This window comes from Mesorhizobium sp. M8A.F.Ca.ET.161.01.1.1 (genome assembly GCF_004792105.1).
In the GTDB taxonomy this organism is placed as follows: domain Bacteria; phylum Pseudomonadota; class Alphaproteobacteria; order Rhizobiales; family Rhizobiaceae; genus Mesorhizobium.
This window is the reverse complement of the sequence record NZ_SRTD01000024.1, coordinates 16803-33770: the sequence shown is the minus strand read 5'-3', so window position 1 is coordinate 33770 and position 16968 is coordinate 16803. Positions and strand designations below refer to the sequence as shown.

General features: G+C 64.7%; 13 protein-coding genes. 11 read left to right on the top strand and 2 right to left on the bottom strand.

Going from position 1 to position 16968, the window contains the following annotated elements; translation table 11 throughout:
- Positions 1–55: 55 nt before the first annotated feature.
- Positions 56–2074: a thioredoxin domain-containing protein gene (locus EN804_RS31980; protein WP_135922118.1), complete on the bottom strand. Its 2019-nt coding sequence runs from the start codon at positions 2072–2074 to the stop codon at positions 56–58.
- 73 nt (positions 2075–2147) lie between these two features.
- Between EN804_RS31980 and mnmE the strand changes: the two genes are divergently transcribed.
- From mnmE to EN804_RS31940, 7 genes are all read left to right on the top strand, one after another.
- The gene (mnmE, locus tag EN804_RS31975; RefSeq protein ID WP_135922097.1) at positions 2148–3476 is read left to right on the top strand and encodes a tRNA uridine-5-carboxymethylaminomethyl(34) synthesis GTPase MnmE; all 1329 of its coding nucleotides are present in this window, start codon (positions 2148–2150) and stop codon (positions 3474–3476) included.
- A 201-nt stretch (positions 3477–3677) separates the two neighbouring features.
- Positions 3678–5561, top strand: a complete 1884-nt coding sequence (gene mnmG, locus EN804_RS31970) for a tRNA uridine-5-carboxymethylaminomethyl(34) synthesis enzyme MnmG (protein WP_135922096.1) — start codon at positions 3678–3680, stop codon at positions 5559–5561.
- Positions 5558–6190, top strand: coding sequence for a 16S rRNA (guanine(527)-N(7))-methyltransferase RsmG (gene rsmG / locus EN804_RS31965; RefSeq protein WP_135922095.1), 633 nt, complete (start codon positions 5558–5560; stop codon positions 6188–6190). Before mnmG ends, rsmG begins: the two co-directional genes overlap by 4 nt.
- A gap of 55 nt (positions 6191–6245) precedes the next feature.
- The gene (locus EN804_RS31960) at positions 6246–7046 is read left to right on the top strand and encodes a ParA family protein (RefSeq protein WP_031251964.1); all 801 of its coding nucleotides are present in this window, start codon (positions 6246–6248) and stop codon (positions 7044–7046) included.
- Positions 7047–7112: 66 nt separating this feature from the next.
- A complete protein-coding gene (locus EN804_RS31955; RefSeq protein ID WP_135867806.1) occupies positions 7113–7997 on the top strand; it encodes a ParB/RepB/Spo0J family partition protein in 885 nt (294 codons plus the stop codon).
- Between the two features lie 617 nt (positions 7998–8614).
- The gene (locus tag EN804_RS31945; protein WP_127873596.1) at positions 8615–9241 is read left to right on the top strand and encodes a DUF1326 domain-containing protein; all 627 of its coding nucleotides are present in this window, start codon (positions 8615–8617) and stop codon (positions 9239–9241) included.
- Positions 9242–9274: 33 nt separating this feature from the next.
- Positions 9275–10063 carry a DUF2182 domain-containing protein gene (locus EN804_RS31940; RefSeq protein ID WP_135922093.1) on the top strand — a complete coding sequence of 263 codons (789 nt, stop codon included), beginning with the start codon at positions 9275–9277 and terminating at the stop codon, positions 10061–10063.
- Positions 10064–10098: 35 nt separating this feature from the next.
- Here EN804_RS31940 and holA read toward each other — a convergent pair whose 3' ends face one another.
- Positions 10099–11142, bottom strand: a complete 1044-nt coding sequence (gene holA, locus EN804_RS31935) for a DNA polymerase III subunit delta (protein ID WP_127873598.1) — start codon at positions 11140–11142, stop codon at positions 10099–10101.
- Between the two features lie 559 nt (positions 11143–11701).
- On the opposite strand from holA, the gene EN804_RS31925 reads away from it, so the two are divergent.
- The 4 genes from EN804_RS31925 (at position 11702) to lpdA (ending at position 16928) form a co-directional block, all read left to right on the top strand.
- Positions 11702–12934: a thiamine pyrophosphate-dependent enzyme gene (locus EN804_RS31925; RefSeq protein ID WP_135922091.1), complete on the top strand. Its 1233-nt coding sequence runs from the start codon at positions 11702–11704 to the stop codon at positions 12932–12934.
- A 3-nt stretch (positions 12935–12937) separates the two neighbouring features.
- Complete coding sequence (locus EN804_RS31920; protein WP_135922090.1) at positions 12938–13951, top strand: alpha-ketoacid dehydrogenase subunit beta; 1014 nt, start codon at positions 12938–12940, stop codon at positions 13949–13951.
- A gap of 11 nt (positions 13952–13962) precedes the next feature.
- Positions 13963–15291 (top strand): dihydrolipoamide acetyltransferase family protein, encoded by a 1329-nt coding sequence (locus tag EN804_RS31915; RefSeq protein WP_135922089.1) that lies wholly within the window; start codon positions 13963–13965, stop codon positions 15289–15291.
- A gap of 239 nt (positions 15292–15530) precedes the next feature.
- On the top strand, positions 15531–16928 hold the full coding sequence (gene lpdA / locus EN804_RS31905) for a dihydrolipoyl dehydrogenase (RefSeq protein ID WP_135922088.1): 1398 nt from the start codon (positions 15531–15533) through the stop codon (positions 16926–16928).
- Positions 16929–16968: the final 40 nt, after the last annotated feature.

The window sequence follows — 16968 nt, the reverse complement described above, 5'->3', positions numbered from 1 at the left end:
CTTCGTTCTCGGATCTGCGCCGTGTCCGCTTCCTGCCCTATCATCTCGCGGCGAGTTAGGGTCGCCGCACCAATCCTTCCAGCTCATCCGGATCCGTAACCACCGGCAGGCAGACCTGGCCGGTGCAGAACCAGGCGCCGCGCCGGTTGGTCGGCGGCAGGATTCCGCCGGGCAGCAGGGGTCGATTCGCCGCCGTACCGATCGGCACGACGATATCGACGCGACGCGGATCGGGATTTCGATTCGCGACCGGAATGAGCTTCGGATCGTCCGGCCCATCGACGATGACCAGTTTCAGCGGCTCGATGGCAAGCGCGCAGGCATTGACGATGCCCGTCTGGCCATAGGCCTGATGCGCGGCGCGGCCGGCGGCGTGCTCGGCGGTTTTCCACGCCTTCTCCTGCAAGTCGAGATTGCCGGTGAGGGAGGCGAGCCGGAGCTGCGCCTCGATGATCTGGCTGGTGGCCGACGGAATGGCCTCGTCGACATCCCCCCTGATGCGGATCGGCACGTCGGTGCTGTCCGAGGCCGTCAGATAGTAGCCCGCCCCTTCGGCGTCGGCGTGCCAACGGTCCAGTTGTTCGAGGAACTGGCTGGCCTTTTCGACATAATTCCAATCGCCCGTGGCTTCGAACAGCGAGATCGCGGCGTTGGTCATAGCGGCATAGTCGCTCGACAGAGCGGGAAACAATTTCCGGGCGCCGAGCATGGAATGCGGCAAGCGATTGTCGCGGCTGGCGGCGCTGACATGGGCAAAGGCCTTTGCCGCCGCCTCGACCCAATCCGGGCGGGCCAGCGAGCGGCCAGCTTCGGTGAGGGCGGCGATCATCAGGCCGTTCCAGTCGGTAAGGGTCTTTGCATCCAGGCCCGGCCTGACGCGTTCTTCCCGCACAGCGAGAAGCCTTGCCTTGAGCGGCACCAACTGGTCCCGGTCCCCCACACCAAGCGCTTGCTGGGAGAGGGTCTGGTGGACCACTGGCTTGCCTTCCCAACCGGGCGGGCTGGAAAGCGTGAAGTATTTGAAAAACAAATCTGAATCGCCGCCAAGGACGGATTCGATCTCTTCCCTGCTCCAGGTGTAGAACAGCCCTTCCTCGCCATCGCTGTCGGCGTCGAGACTGGCGGCAAAGGCGCCGCCGTCGACCCGCATTTCGCGCAGCAGCCAGTCGACCGTGTCTTCGATTCGTATCCGGAACAGATCGTTGCCGGTTGCCGCGTGAGCCCAGTTGCAGAAACGGATGAGTTGGGCGTTGTCGTAGAGCATCTTCTCGAAATGCGGCACCAGCCATTCGGCGTCCGTCGAATAGCGGCTGAGCCCGCCGCCGATGTGATCGTAGATGCCGCCGCTCAGCATATGTTCGAGGCTGGTGAAAACGTCGTCACGATGCGCGGCATTGCCGTCGCGCAGCCAGGACAGCCACAACGTTTGCATGAATGGCGCGTTCGGGAATTTCGGCGCGCCGGCGAGGCCGCCGCGGTCGCGGTCGACCATGCCGCCGATGCGGCCGGCAAGGTCGGACAGCGTATCGCGATCGAGAAGTGCCTTGGCATGCGCGGCCGAGAGCCGCGCCTCGACATGGGAGGTCAGGCCATCGGCGCTCTGGTGCAGGCTCGCCCGCTTGTCGCGCCAGGCCTTGTCGACCGCTTCCATCACTTGGATGAATCCCGGACGGCCATAACGCGGCTCGCGCGGGAAATAGGTGCCGCCCCAGAACGGCTTGCCGTCCGGCGTCAGGAACATGGTCAGCGGCCAGCCGCCCTGCTCGCCCATTGAGGACAGGGCCGCCATGTAGATCTGGTCGATGTCGGGGCGCTCCTCGCGGTCGACCTTGATATTGACGAACAGACGGTTCATGACGGCGGCGACGTCGTCATTCTCGAAGCTTTCATGGGCCATGACATGGCACCAGTGACAGGCGGCATAGCCGATGGAGAGCAGGATAGGCCTGTCCAGCGCCTTTGCTTCTTCCAGCGATGCCGGCGACCATCCCCGCCAGTGCACGGGATTGCCGCTGTGCTGCTGCAGATAGGGGCTGGCCTCGTCGGCAAGCAGGTTTCGCGCGGGCAAAGTCACAAGGGCCAAACTTTCGGGGCAATCCGGGGGCGGTGATGAGGCGGAAGCTAGGGCGGTTCGGTAGAGCGGGCAAATGATTTCAGGCGAATCGATCGTGGCGCTGTCGAGCGGCCGGCTCCCCGCCGGTGTCGCGGTGCTGCGCATATCCGGCCCACGGACTCGATTCGTTGTCGAAACGATTGCCGGCGGCGTGGTTAAAGAGCGGAGCGCGGTTCTGCGCAAGTTCAGGGCTGCGGATGAGACGGTGCTCGACACTGGGCTGGTCGTCTTCTTCCCCGGTCCGGCCAGTTTCACGGGTGAGGATGTCGCCGAGTTTCATGTTCATGGCGGCCGCGCCGTGGTGGCCAGGATGCTGGAGACGATCGCTGGCTTTGACGGCGTCAGGCATGCCGAACCTGGAGAATTCACGCGCCGCGCGTTCCTCAATGGCAAGGTCGACCTGGTCGAGACCGAGGCGCTGGCCGACCTCGTCAACGCCGAGACGGAAGCGCAGCGGCGTTTTGCTATCCAAAATGCCGAAGGCGCGCAGAGCGAGCTCTACCTCAATTGGCGTCGGCGCCTGATCCATGCGCGGGCGATGATCGAGGCGGAGATCGACTTCGCCGATGAGGATGACGTGCCGGGTTCCGTTTCGGATACGGTTTGGTCAGACGTGCGGTCGATGATGTCGGAAATTGACCGCCATATAGCGGGATTCCACGCCGCCGAAATCATCCGCGACGGCTTCGAAGTCGTCATCCTCGGCGCGCCCAATGCCGGCAAGTCCAGCCTGTTCAATGCCTTGGCGCGGCGCGATGCGGCTATTGTAACGGATGAACCCGGCACTACCCGCGACCTGCTGGAGGTGGTGCTGGATCTCGAAGGCCTGTGTGTCAGGCTGACCGATACGGCCGGGTTGCGGGATGCGCCGGGGAAGGTCGAGGCGATTGGCATAGAGAAGGCGAAAGCCAAGGCGGATCGCGCCGATCTCGTGCTGTTGCTCGAGGACGCCGCCAACCCAAGGGATGCGGGTCCGCTGACAGTGACGGCGCCGGCATTGCGCGTTGGCACCAAGCTTGATCTGCTTGACAGCGAAGCGGCTCACAATGGGGTTCGGCGCTATGAGTTTGGCATATCGGTGATCGACGGGACGGGCGTGGATGGATTGCTGGCGGAGATCGGGCGCCGCGCCAGTCAGGCAGCGGGCGCTGCCGGCGATGTGCTGCCGTCGCGGCTACGCCATGTCGAGCTGCTCAATGCCGCGAACCGGCATCTGCACCGCGCCGCCGATGAACGGACCGCGCAGGAACTGCGCGCCGAAGAACTGCGACTGGCAGCCGACCGGCTGGGGCGAATCGTGGGCGCCGTAGACGTCGAGGACTTGCTGGACGTGATCTTTTCCCAGTTCTGCATCGGAAAGTGACTCACGTGAAACACTGCGGTCGCTGGCAGGCCTCCTCCGACTGACTCACGTGAAACAGTCTTGGGGCCGTGATTCACGTGAAACGCGGACAGAAGCAGCCTTTCCCTGTTTCACGTGAAACGTCGCGCGGAAGTTTTCTTGACAGCATGGCCTCGCAGGGACATGTGTCGCTCATCTCATTGAGTCCGGGACCTATGTAAAATGACCGATCACTATGATGTGGTTGTGGTGGGCGGCGGCCATGCCGGTTGCGAGGCTGCCAGCGCGGCCGCGCGCGCCGGCGCCAGCACCGCTCTGGTATCGCTGCGTTTCGATACGATCGGCGTCATGTCGTGCAACCCGGCGATCGGCGGTCTCGGCAAGGGGCATCTGGTGCGCGAGATCGACGCCATGGACGGGCTGATGGGCCGCGTGGCGGACGCCGCCGGGATCCAGTTTCGTCTGCTCAACCGCCGCAAGGGGCCAGCGGTGCGGGGTCCGCGGACGCAGGCCGACAGGAAGCTCTATCGCCTTGCCATGCAGGAAGCGATTCGGCAGCAGAATGATCTCGACGTCGTCGAGGGCGAAGTTCTCGATTTCGAAATGCCAGATGGAAAGATCGCCGCGGTTCTGCTGGCGGACGGCCGCCGGCTTGCCTGCGGCGCCGTGGTGCTGACGACGGGAACCTTCCTGCGCGGTCTCATCCACATCGGCGATAAGAAGATCGTCGCCGGCCGCATAAACGAGAAGGCCAGCATCGGATTGTCGGCGACGATGGACCGCGCCGGATTCAAGCTCGGGCGGCTCAAGACCGGCACGCCACCGCGGCTCGATGGGCGGACCATCGACTGGGCATCGCTCGACAGCCAGGCGGCGGACGAGCATCCCGTGCCGTTCTCCCTGATGACCGACCGCATCGTCACACCGCAGATCGATTGCGGCATTACCCGCACGACGACGGCGACGCATGAGCTGATCCGCGCCAATCTTGGCCGTTCGGCCATGTATTCCGGCTCGATCGAAGGCGTCGGGCCGCGCTATTGCCCGTCGATCGAGGACAAGATAGTCAAGTTCGGCGATCGGGACGGGCACCAGATCTTTCTCGAGCCGGAAGGGCTCGACGACCACACTGTCTATCCCAACGGGATTTCGACCTCGCTACCGGAAGACGTTCAGCTCGATATCCTCAAGACCATTCCGGGGCTGGAGCGTGCGGTCATGCTGCAGCCCGGCTATGCCATAGAATATGACCACGTCGATCCGCGCGAACTGCATCAGACACTGGAGACCAAGCGCGTCGCCGGGCTCTTTCTCGCCGGGCAGATCAACGGCACGACCGGCTATGAAGAGGCGGCTGGACAGGGCCTGCTCGCCGGCCTCAATGCCTCGCGGCGCGCCGGAGGGGGCAAGCAGGTCGTCCTCAGCCGCACCCAGGCCTATATCGGCGTGATGGTCGACGATTTGACCAGCCGCGGCATCAGCGAACCCTATCGGATGTTCACCTCGCGGGCCGAGTTCCGGCTGTCGCTGCGCGCCGACAACGCCGATGAGCGGCTGACCCCGCTGGCCGACAAGCTTGGGATCGCCCCGGCGCGACGGATGCAGCGTTATGCCGATGTCATGCGGCGGCTCGACGAAGCGCGCCAGCTGGCGCTTTCGCTGACCATGACGCCGAACGAGGCGGCACGGCACGGTCTGGAGATCAACCGCGACGGCGTGCGCCGGTCCGGCTTTGAACTCCTGGCCTATCCCGGTGTCGACGTGGCCTGGCTGGCCAGGGTCGAGCCGAAGTTTCACGACATCGACGCCAAGACCGCCGAGCGTCTCGAAACGGAAGCGAAATATTCGGTTTATCTCGATCGCCAGAGCACGGATGTCGCGCAGATCCGGCATGAAGAGAGCCGGCTGATCCCGGAGACGGTCGATTTCGCCGGCGTGCCCGGACTGTCCAATGAGCTGAAACAGAAGATGCAGGCGAGGCGGCCGCGCTCCATCGCGGATGCACAGCGCATGGAAGGCATGACGCCGGCAGCGCTGGCGATCATCGTCGCGCATGTCCGCCATTGGGAATCCGCACAAAAGGCCGAGCAGAGGGACGTTGCGTGAGCTCGTTTTCCCTGAAGAGCCTGCAGGACGCTGCCGGTCCGGTTTCACGTGAAACATTCGAGCGCCTGGTGGCGTTCGAAGACATGTTCCAGAAATGGAATCGCAGCATCAATCTCGTGGCACAGTCGACCTCGGCCGATGTCTGGCAGCGCCACATACTGGACAGCGCCCAGCTCGCTCGGATAGAGCTTGAAGCCAGGCATTGGGTCGACATCGGCTCCGGCGGCGGCTTTCCTGGGCTTATCATGGCCTTTCTGCTCGCCGAGCGCCCGGGGGCCAGCATCGATCTGGTCGAAAGCAACCGCAAGAAGGCCTCTTTCCTGCAGACCGTCATCGGTCAATTCGGCTTGCCGGCGCGGGTCGTGGCGCGCCGTATCGAGGGCAGCCATGTGCTTGTTTCGAAGCCGCAAATCGTCACGGCGCGGGCGCTGGCTTCGCTTCCGGTCCTGCTCGACCTGTCCGCGCCATGGCTGACCTCGGGCGCGCGCGGATTGTTCCACAAAGGCCGGGATTACCGCGCCGAAGTGCAAGAAAGCGTTAACCGGTGGACCTTCGATCTGGTAGAACATCCGAGCGTGACCGACGCCAGCGGCGTCATCCTCGAATTGTCCAATGTGCGGCCTGTCTGAACCGAGACCGGCCTGATTATTCGGCGACCCAAAGATGAATTTCTGGCATAAGCCCATGATGAAGAACGGCCCTCGAATCATCACCGTAGCCAACCAGAAGGGCGGTGTCGGCAAGACGACCACCGCCATCAACCTGGCCACCGCGCTGGCGGCGATCGGTGAGAAAGTGCTGATCGTCGACCTCGACCCGCAAGGCAATGCAAGCACCGGCCTCGGTATCGACCGCAAGGACCGGACGGTCTCGTCCTACGATGTGCTGACGGGCGAACTGGACCTGGAAGCCGCGGCCATTCCGACCGCGGTGCCCGGCCTGTCGATCGTGCCCTCGACGCTCGACCTGCTCGGCATCGAGATGGAGATCGCATCGGCGCCCGACCGGGTCCTGAAGCTGCGCAATGCGCTGCGTGCCGCGACCGAGCGCGGGGCGCCCTTCGGCTATGTGCTGATCGACTGCCCACCCTCGCTCAATCTTTTGACCTTGAATTCCATGGCGGCGGCCGACTCCGTTCTCGTGCCGCTGCAATGCGAGTTCTTCGCGCTGGAAGGCCTCAGCCAGTTGCTCGAAACCGTCGAGCAGGTGCGCCGCTCGATCAATCCGGATCTCACCATCCAGGGCATCGTGCTGACCATGTATGACGGCCGCAACAACCTCGCCAACCAGGTGGTGCAGGACGTGCGCGAGCATATGGGCGATAAGGTCTATGAGACCATCATACCGCGCAATGTGCGCGTGTCCGAAGCGCCGTCCTATGGCAAGCCGGCGATCCTGTACGACCTGAAATGCTCTGGCAGCCAGGCCTATCTGCAGCTGGCCTCCGAAGTGATCCGCCGCGAGCGTAAATTGCGCGCCGCTTGATTAGGCAGATGCATAATCAACAGCCGATTCGATACCGAAACGATTCGAAATAGACGTGGAATAAAGATGAACGAAGATCTCTCGAGGAAAAGACTGGGTCGCGGGCTGGCAGCTTTGATCGGTGAGATCGACCGCCCGGCCGCACCGGAAAAACCGGGCATGAGCGCCGATGGCAAGGTGCCGATCGAGTTCATCAGCGCCAATCCGAAGAATCCGCGCCGGCATTTCGGCGATGCCGAACTGACCGATCTCGCCCAGTCGATCCGCGAGCATGGCGTCGTGCAGCCGGTGGTGGCGCGGCCGTCGCCCACCCAGGCGGGCCGTTACGAGATCATCGCCGGCGAGCGTCGCTGGCGCGCGGCGCAGCGCGCCGGGCTGACCGAGATCCCGGTCATCATCCGCGATGTCAACGACCGCACGGCGCTGGAGCTGGCGATCATCGAGAACGTCCAGCGCGCCGACCTCAATCCGGTCGAAGAGGCGCAGGGCTACCAGCAGCTCATCGACGACCATGGCTACACCCAGGCCGATCTCGGCCAGGTGATCGGCAAGAGCCGCAGCCATGTCGCCAACACGCTGCGATTGTTGAAGCTGCCCGACGTGATCCGCGACATGCTGGTCGACGGCGCGCTGTCGGCCGGCCACGCCCGCACGCTGGTGACGGCGGAGGATCCCGCCGGCCTCGCCAAGCGCATCGTCGAGGAAGGCCTTTCCGTGCGCCAGGCCGAAGCGCTGGCGCAGATGCCGGCCGGCACACCTTCCAACGCCGCCAAGCCCGCCGCGCCGGCCGCGGAAAAGGACGCCGACACATTGGCGCTGGAAAAGCTGCTCACCGACACGACCGGCATGATCGTAACGGTCGACCACAAGGGCAAGGGCGGGGTGCTGCGGGTTGCGTATCGGAGCCTGGAGCAGCTGGATGAGCTGTGCCGGAGGTTGAAGCAGGATTAGAGGTGGCCCCGGTGATTCACTGGACTACCAATCCGTTCTGACTGTTGTTTCCACGCAGTTAGAGTAATTCCAGGAAAAGTGCGTAGCGGTTTTTCCGGGAGAAGCGCGTAGCGCTTCCCCTTGGGAATCGCGTAAAAACAATAAGTTAGAGCGAGAGGCCGCGACAAACTTTTCCCGGGATGCTTGGTATTTAGCCGGCGAATGTTTCGCGCGGTTCTCCCTTCTCCCCTTGTGGGAGAAGGTGTCGCCGAAGGCGACGGATGAGGGGTGCTCCAGGGAACGCCAACGTATCACTCCGCTGGAACACCCCTCATCCGTCTCGGCGCTACGCGCCGATCCACCTTCTCCCACAGGGGGGAGAAGGAATAGGGCGCCTACCACTGCCCCAGCCTCGCGCTCTCCACGGCGATCCCCTGCAACGCCTCTCGCCAGCCCTGGCGCTCGCGGCTTGACAGTGCCGGGCAACGGTATAACCTCAATTAGAGATGGCTTGAATTATCTGCCCTAGCGTGCCGGTCAGCCGCGGCGAGGGCTGTCTGCCATTCCTACATGCCCATGAATGGCATCGCCTCGCCAAAACGATATGCCGACGCGCCTGACGCAAACGGGAGGTGCAAATGGCGGTCCGTTGGCAATTGTCCGGAAGTTACTTCGAAAATTGTAGCTGCGATGTCGTGTGTCCTTGCCTGCTGTCCACCAACGCGCAGCTGACATCGAAGCCGACGAGAGGCGTTTGCGACGTTGGTTTGGTCTTTCACATCGATACCGGCAATTACGGCGACGTTCGATTGGATGGGCTGAGCGTCGCGATGGTTGCTCACACGCCGGGTCCGATGGCAAACGGCGACTGGACGGCCGCCGCCTATATCGACGAACGGGCCGATGACGGGCAAACAGAGGCGCTAGGTGCCATCTTCACTGGCGCGGCCGGCGGCCCCATGGCGGTATTGGCACCCATGATCGGCACGAACCTCGGCGCCAAGAAGGTGCCGATAAGCTACCGGATAGACGGCAACAAGCGGTCGGCGGAGATTGCGGGCATCATGCGGATGGCTGTCGAGCCACTGCCGACAATGCGCGAGGATGGGCAGATGTGGGCGGCCACCGGCCATCCTGTCAATCCCGACTGGCTCGCCATGGCGATGGGGGCGGAAGGCAGCACATTCAGCGACCATGGCATGAGCTGGGACAATTCCCGCCGAAACGGACATTACGCCCCGATCAATTGGTCTGGCCAGCAGTAGAAGCTGGCCGCATGGTACGGAACGTACTTGTCCATGGCGCCGACGTTCCAGCGATACATCATTCTCGCGCTGCTGATCTCCATCGCCGCGGCGGCGTGGGCCCTGCTTGTCTGGCAACAGATGGGCATGGACGCGGACATGCGCATGGAAATGTACTCACTCACCATGGGCATGAGGGCGCCGCTGTTCCTTGCCGTCTGGATGATCATGATGATCGCCATGATGTTTCCGACGGCCGCGCCCATGATCTTGACCTTTCACAAGGTCCAGGCCGGCAAACAGGGCCGCGGCGAGACCTTTGTCTCGAGCTGGGTGTTCGTGGCAGGGTACATGCTGGTTTGGGGCGTGATGGGCGTTATCGCCTTTGCCGGCGCGGCGGGTGCGGAGATGCTTGCCGGACGTGTGGGATTGTCCACGGCGACGGCCGCGCGCATCGGCGGCGCGCTGCTGATGGTTGCCGGCGTCTATCAACTCTCCCCGCTGAAGGATCTGTGTCTGGCCAAATGCCGCACGCCGATCGGCTTCATCCTGACCTCATGGCGCGACGGTTACTGGGGCGCGGTTCGCATGGGCCTGGAGCACGGACTTTTCTGCCTGGGCTGCTGCTGGCTCTTGTTTCTCGCCCTCTTTCCTCTCGGGATCATGAACGTCGCCGCAATGGCCGTGGTCACCTTGCTGGTCCTTGCGGAAAAGACCCTTCCGGCAGGAGATCGGATCGCAAAGATGTCGGGTGTCGCTCTGCTCCTTTATGGCGCGGCGGTGCTGGTCTTTCCACAGGCGCTGCCAACCTTTCAGCCGGTGGGCGCCATGAGCATGAATTAACCAGCGCTCGGCACCGAAAAGGGGAGATCGCTCTGCTACCTTTGCGCCAGCCGCGCGCTTTCCACCGCGATCCCCAGCAGCGCCTGCCGAGCCAGCGCCACCGACAGGTCCGGCCGGCGCCGCGTCTGCAGCACGGCTGACTGCAGGCGGTTCAGCGCGCGGCCGAGCGCTTCGCTGTTCCAGCGCTCCAGCGTCTTTTCCACCAGCTTGCGCCTGGAGAAAAAGACCGGCGGGCGGGCGGCGGCGACGACGGAAGCGGCGTTGCGGCCGCCGGTCTCCATCTGGCCGCGCATGACCTGGATCTGCTGTAACTGCCGCATCGCCGAGGACAGCACCAGGAAAGGCGGGCCGCCACCCTGGCAATGGCGGGTGAAGGCGGTGTCGAAGTCGCCGACCTTGCCTTCGAGCAGCGCGTCGACGGCGTCGTCGAACGAGGCGCCGGACACGTCGCCGGACATGGCTCGCACCTCTTCCAGCCCGATTTCCCTCTGGCCGTGGGCGTAGAGGGCGAGTTTTTCGATCTCGCCGCGCGAGGCCAGCCGGTCGCCGCCGAGATTGCGGCGCAGCGCTTGCCTCGCCTCAAGCGTCATCGACATGCCGGCCTTGCGCAGCTCGTCGTCGATGACGGTGTCGATGTCGCGGGCCTCATCGGCGTAGCAGGGCAAGGCCATGGCATTGTCGGCGCCCTCGACCACCGCGCGCAGCCCGACGCCTTTCTTCAAATCGCCGGCCTCGATCAGGATGATGGCGTCCCTCGCCGGCTCCGCCGTCAGCGCCTTGACGTCGTCGGCCAGCGCCTTTTGTCCGGTGGCGTTGCGCACCCAGAGCAGCCGCCGGTCGGAAAACATCGGTACGGTGCGGGCCTCGTCGAGCAGGCGGCCCTCGTCGCGGTCGACCTCCGAACCCTCGAGCCTGACCACCGAGAACGGATCGTCGAGCGGCAAGCCGGTCTTCCCGGCAAAGGCCTTCGCCCGCTCCGAGACAAGGCCGCGATCGGGGCCATAGAGCAGGACGATCGAGATGCGCGGATCAGGCCGCGCGAGCCAACCGTCGACCTCGAATGCTTTCTTCTGTGCCATGCAGGGTGGTTAGCATGATGCGGTGAGGGCTTCCAGCTTGGGTTTCTCTCCCTCGGAGGGGAAAGGAAAGGCGCGAGCTCGCCACTCCTGGCTCCCTTCCTCTCCCTCCGGAGGGGGGAGAGGTGGCCCGGCGAAGCCGGGACGGAGTGGGGGAATCCGGTCGTCAGACGCGCTGCCGCTGACAACTCAGCATAGGGCCTCGATCAGGGCGAGACATGCCCCGACTTGAAATAGCAGCGGCAGAGCCAGGTCGACCCCCACTCCGTCGAGCTTCGCTCGACACCTCTCCCCCGATCGACGGGGGAGAGGAAAGGCGCGAGGTTTGCCGTCAATCACCTTATCTGGCGGCAACCTGCCCGCAACCATTCGCCAAATTGCGTGCCGCCGCTCAACATCGACAAGAAATTTCGCGGACATATCTTCATCTTGAGCGCGGGAGGCCGGATCGGCCGGCGTGGCCGGAACCGATGCCGAAGGGCTTGCCAGGCGAATTCGCACTGGCCTGGATGCACGGATGTGCAAATATCCGCACCCAGGCAACATTGGAGGATCTGAGGTCATGGCCGATGCTGGGATGTTGCGGTTTCACGTTCCGGAGCCGGAAGTGCGGCCGGGCGGCACGCCTGATTTCTCCAACGTGACCATCGCCGGGGCCGGCTCGGTTCCGCGCCCCGAGATCGATGTCGATCCACGCACCATCCGCGACATGGCCTTCTCGATCATCCGCGTGCTCAACCGCGATGGCGAGGCGGTCGGGCCGTGGGCCGGGCTGCTTTCCAGCGAGGAATTGCTGCAAGGCCTGCGCAACATGATGACGCTGCGGACCTTCGATGCGCGCATGCAGATGGCGCAGAGGCAAGGCAAGACGTCCTTCTACATGCAGCATCTCGGTGAAGAAGCGGTGAGCTGCGCCTTCCGCAAGGCGCTGGCGCCCGGCGACATGAATTTTCCGACCTATCGGCAGGCCGGGCTGCTGATCGCCGACGGCTATCCGATGGTCACGATGATGAACCAGATCTATTCCAACGAGGCCGACCCGCTGAAGGGCCGGCAGCTGCCGATCATGTATTCGTCGAAGGAGCACGGCTTCTTCTCCATCTCCGGCAATCTGGCGACGCAGTATATCCAGGCGGTCGGCTGGGCGATGGCCTCGGCGATCTCCAACGATTCGCGCATCGCCGCGGCCTGGATCGGTGACGGCTCGACGGCGGAGTCCGATTTTCATTCGGCGCTGGTGTTCGCCTCCACCTACAAGGCGCCGGTGGTGCTCAACGTCGTCAACAACCAGTGGGCGATCTCGACCTTCCAGGGCATCGCGCGCGGTGGCTCGGGCACTTTCGCGGCCCGAGGCCTCGGCTTCGGCATCCCCTCGCTGCGCGTCGACGGCAATGACTATCTCGCCGTCCACGCGGTGGCCAAATGGGCGGCCGAGCGGGCTCGCAACAATCTCGGGCCGACTCTGGTCGAATACGTCACCTACCGCGCCGGCGCTCATTCCAGTTCGGACGACCCCTCCGCCTACCGGCCGAAGACCGAGTCCGACGCCTGGCCGCTCGGCGACCCAGTCATGCGGCTGAAGAACCATCTCATCAAGCTCGGCGTCTGGTCGGACGAGCGGCACGCGCAGGCCGAGGCCGAAATCCTCGACACGGTCATCGCGGCGCAGAAGGAGGCGGAAAGCCACGGCACGCTGCATGCCGGCGGCAAGCCGTCGACGCGCGAGATGTTCGAAGGTGTGTTTGCCGAGATGCCGCCGCATCTCAGACGCCAACGCCAGCAGGCGGGAGTCTGAGCCATGCCAAGGCGGACCATGATCGAGGCCATTCGCGACGCCATGGACGTGTCGATGGAGCGCGACGGCAAAGTCGTCGTGTTCGGCGAGGATGTCGGCTTCTTCGGCGGCGTCTTCCGCTGCACCCAAGGCCTGCAGGCAAAGTACGGCAAGACCCGGTGCTTCGACGCGCCGATCAACGAATCCGGCATTGTCGGCTCGGCCATCGGCATGGCCGCCTATGGCCTGAAGCCGTGCGTCGAAATTCAGTTTGCCGACTACATGTATCCGGCCTACGACCAGCTGACGCAGGAAGCGGCGCGGCTGCGTTATCGCTCCAATGGCGACTTCACTTGCCCGATCGTGGTGCGCATGCCGACGGGCGGCGGCATCTTCGGAGGCCAGACGCACAGCCAGAGCCCGGAAGCGCTGTTCACCCATGTGTCGGGCCTGAAGACGGTGGTGCCGTCCAACCCGCATGACGCCAAGGGCCTGCTGATCGCGGCGATCGAGGACCCGGACCCGGTGATCTTCCTCGAACCGAAGCGGCTCTACAACGGTCCGTTCGACGGCCATCACGACCGGCCGGTGACGCCATGGTCGAAGCACGAGCTCGGCGAGGTCGCCGACGGCCATTACACCGTGCCGCTCGGCAAGGCGGCGATCCGCAGGGCGGGCTCGGCGGTCACGGTGCTCGCCTACGGCACCATGGTCTATGTCGCCCAGGCCGCGGCCGCGGAAACCGGCATCGACGCCGAGATCATCGATCTCAGGACGCTGCTGCCGCTCGACCTCGACACGATCGTGGCCTCGGTGAAGAAAACCGGACGTTGCGTCGTCGTTCACGAGGCCACGCTGACCTCCGGTTTCGGCGCCGAACTCTCGGCGCTGGTGCAGGAAAACTGCTTCTACCATCTGGAGGCGCCGGTGGCCCGCGTCGCCGGCTGGGACACGCCCTATCCGCACGCGCAGGAGTGGGAGTATTTTCCGGGGCCCGCCCGCGTCGGCCGTGCCCTCATCGAAACATTGCAAGCTTAGGGAGGCCTGAGATGGGCGAACACATCATCAAGCTGCCCGATGTCGGCGAGGGCGTCGCCGAGGCGGAACTCGTCGAATGGCATGTGAAAATCGGCGACATCGTGCGCGAGGACACGGTGCTTGCCGCCGTCATGACCGACAAGGCGACGGTCGAAATCCCGTCGCCGGTCGATGGCGAGATCCTGTGGCTGGGCGCGGAGATCGGCGACACAGTGGCGATCGGTTCGCCAATCGTGCGGCTGAAGGTGGCCGGCGAGGGCAATGTGAAGGGCGCCGGCAAAGAAGCGGAACCAACCGCAGAGGCCGAAGCGCCCGCCAAGCTGCCGAGCCCGAAACCCGAAACCGCACCGTCGCCCAAGGTGGCAAAGCCCGCCGAGGCACCGGTAAAACCCGCACCGCCGCAGGCTGCCGCGAAGACCACCGCACGGGCCTCGGCCGGCGCGCCGCGCCCGGAAGGCGAAAAGCCGCTGGCGTCGCCAGCCGTCCGCTTGCGGGCGAAAGAGGCCGGCATCGATCTCAGGCAAATCGCGGGCAGCGGCCCGGCCGGCCGCATCGGCCACGAAGACATCGAGGCGTTCCTGGCGCGCGGGCCGCAACTGGCCAAGACATCGGGTCTCGCCCGCAACGATGCGATCGAGGACATCAAACTGGTCGGCCTGCGGCGAAAGATCGCCGAGAAGATGACGCTGTCCAAGTCGCGCATCCCGCACATCACCTATGTCGAGGAGATCGACGTCACCCCGTTGGAGGAATTGCGCGCCGCGCTCAACAAGGAAAAGCGCCCGGCCAAGGGAGGCGCGGAGAGGCCCAAGCTGACGCTGCTGCCGTTCCTGATGCGGGCGATGGTCAAGGCCATCGCGGACCAGCCTCAACTCAATTCGCTGTTCGACGACGAGGCCGGCATCATCCACCAGCATGGCGGCATCCATATCGGCATCGCCGCGCAGACGCCGTCGGGGCTGGTGGTGCCTGTCGTCAAGCATGCCGAGGCGCGCGACATTTGGGATTGCGGCGCTGAGGTCGCCAGGCTGGCCGAGGCGGCCAAGTCGGGCACTGCGACCCGTGACGAGCTGTCCGGGTCGACCATCACCATCACCTCGCTCGGCGCCATGGGCGGCGTGGCGACCACGCCGGTCATCAATCATCCGGAGGTCGCGATCATCGGCGTCAACAAGATGATGGTGCGGCCCGTGTGGGACGGCACACAGTTCATCCCGCGCAAGATGATGAACCTGTCGTCGAGCTTCGACCACCGCGTCATCGACGGCTGGGACGCGGCGGTGTTCGTGCAACGGATCAAGGCGCTGCTGGAAACGCCGGCGCTGATTTTCGTGGATTAGAGGGGCGGCGGAATGACCGAGATGACTGCGGGACAGCGCCCCCCTCTGCCTTGCCAGGCATCTCCCCCACAAGGGGGGAGATTGGACGCCACGCCGGCTTTCGCCAATCTCCATCGTCGCAAGAATGAGCGAAGCGACGAAGCTGCCAATCTCCCCCCTTGTGGGGGAGATGCCTGGCAAGGCAGAGGGGGGCGTGAAGGATCTCGACGGAGCATTCCCTCGGATCGAAGGGTCACATCATGAAAGAAATCTCCTGCAAGCTGCTCGTCATCGGCGCCGGTCCCGGCGGCTACATCTGCGCCATTCGTGCCGGGCAGCTCGGTGTCGATACGGTGATCGTCGAGGCCGGCAAGCCCGGCGGCACCTGCCTCAATGTCGGCTGCATCCCCTCAAAGGCCCTGATCCACGCGGCGGAGGAGTTCGAGAAGGTCGCGCACATGGCCGGCGGCAAGAGCCCGCTCGGCATTTCGGTCACGGCACCGGTGCTCGATCTCGCCAGGACCGTCGCCTGGAAGGACGGGATCGTCAGCCGGCTCAACAGTGGCGTTGCCGGCCTGCTCAAGAAGGCCGGGGTGAAGACCGTGCAGGGCTGGGCGACCTTCCGCGACGGCAAGACCGTCGAGGTCGAAACCGAGACGGGAAGCCAGGCGATCCGGGCCGAGACGATCGTCATCGCGACGGGCTCGGCGCCGGTCGAACTGTCTTTTCTTCCGTTTGGCGGGCCTGTCATTTCCTCCACGGAAGTCCTGGCGCTGAGCGAAGTGCCGAAGAAACTCGCGGTCGTCGGTGGCGGCTATATCGGGCTGGAGCTCGGCATGGCCTTTGCCAAGATGGGCGCCGAGGTGACCGTGGTCGAAGCCCTGCCGCGCGTGCTGGCGCAGTATGATGCGGAACTGACCCGGCCCGTGGTCAAACGGCTCGCCGCGCTCGGCATTGAGGTGATGACAGGCGCCAAGGCCAAGGGCCTGTCGACGAAAGGCGACGCGCTGCTGGTCGAGACCTCCGACGGCAAGAGCGGCAAGGTCGCCGCGGACAAGATCCTGGTGACGGTCGGCCGCAAGCCGGTGACCGAGGGCTGGGGGCTCGAGCAGATCGATCTCGACAGGGCCGGAAAATTCATCAGGATCGACGACCAGTGCCGCACCTCGATGCGCGGCGTCTTCGCCATCGGCGACGTCACCGGCGAGCCGATGCTGGCGCACCGGGCAATGGCGCAGGGCGAGATGGTCGCCGAGATCGTCGCCGGCCACAAGCGCAGCTGGGACAAGCGCTCGATCCCCGCCGTCTGCTTCACCGATCCCGAACTGGTGACGGCGGGGCTGTCGCCCGAAGAGGCCAAAGCACTCGGCGGCGAGATCAAGATCGGCCTGTTCCCCTTCGCCGCCAATGGCCGCGCGATGACCAAGCTCGGCGAGGAGGGCTTCGTCCGCGTCGTGGCACGCGCCGACAATCACCTAGTGCTCGGCATCCAGGCGGTAGGCCAGGGCGTTTCGGAACTGTCGGCGGCCTTTGGGCTGGCGCTGGAAATGGGCGCAAGGCTGGAGGACATCGCCGGAACGATCCATGCCCACCCGACGCAAGGCGAGGGGTTTCAGGAAGCGGCGCTCAAGGCGCTGGGGCACGCGCTGCATATTTGAGCGCGGCGTTGGTCTTTCCTTCTCCCCTTGTGGGAGAAGG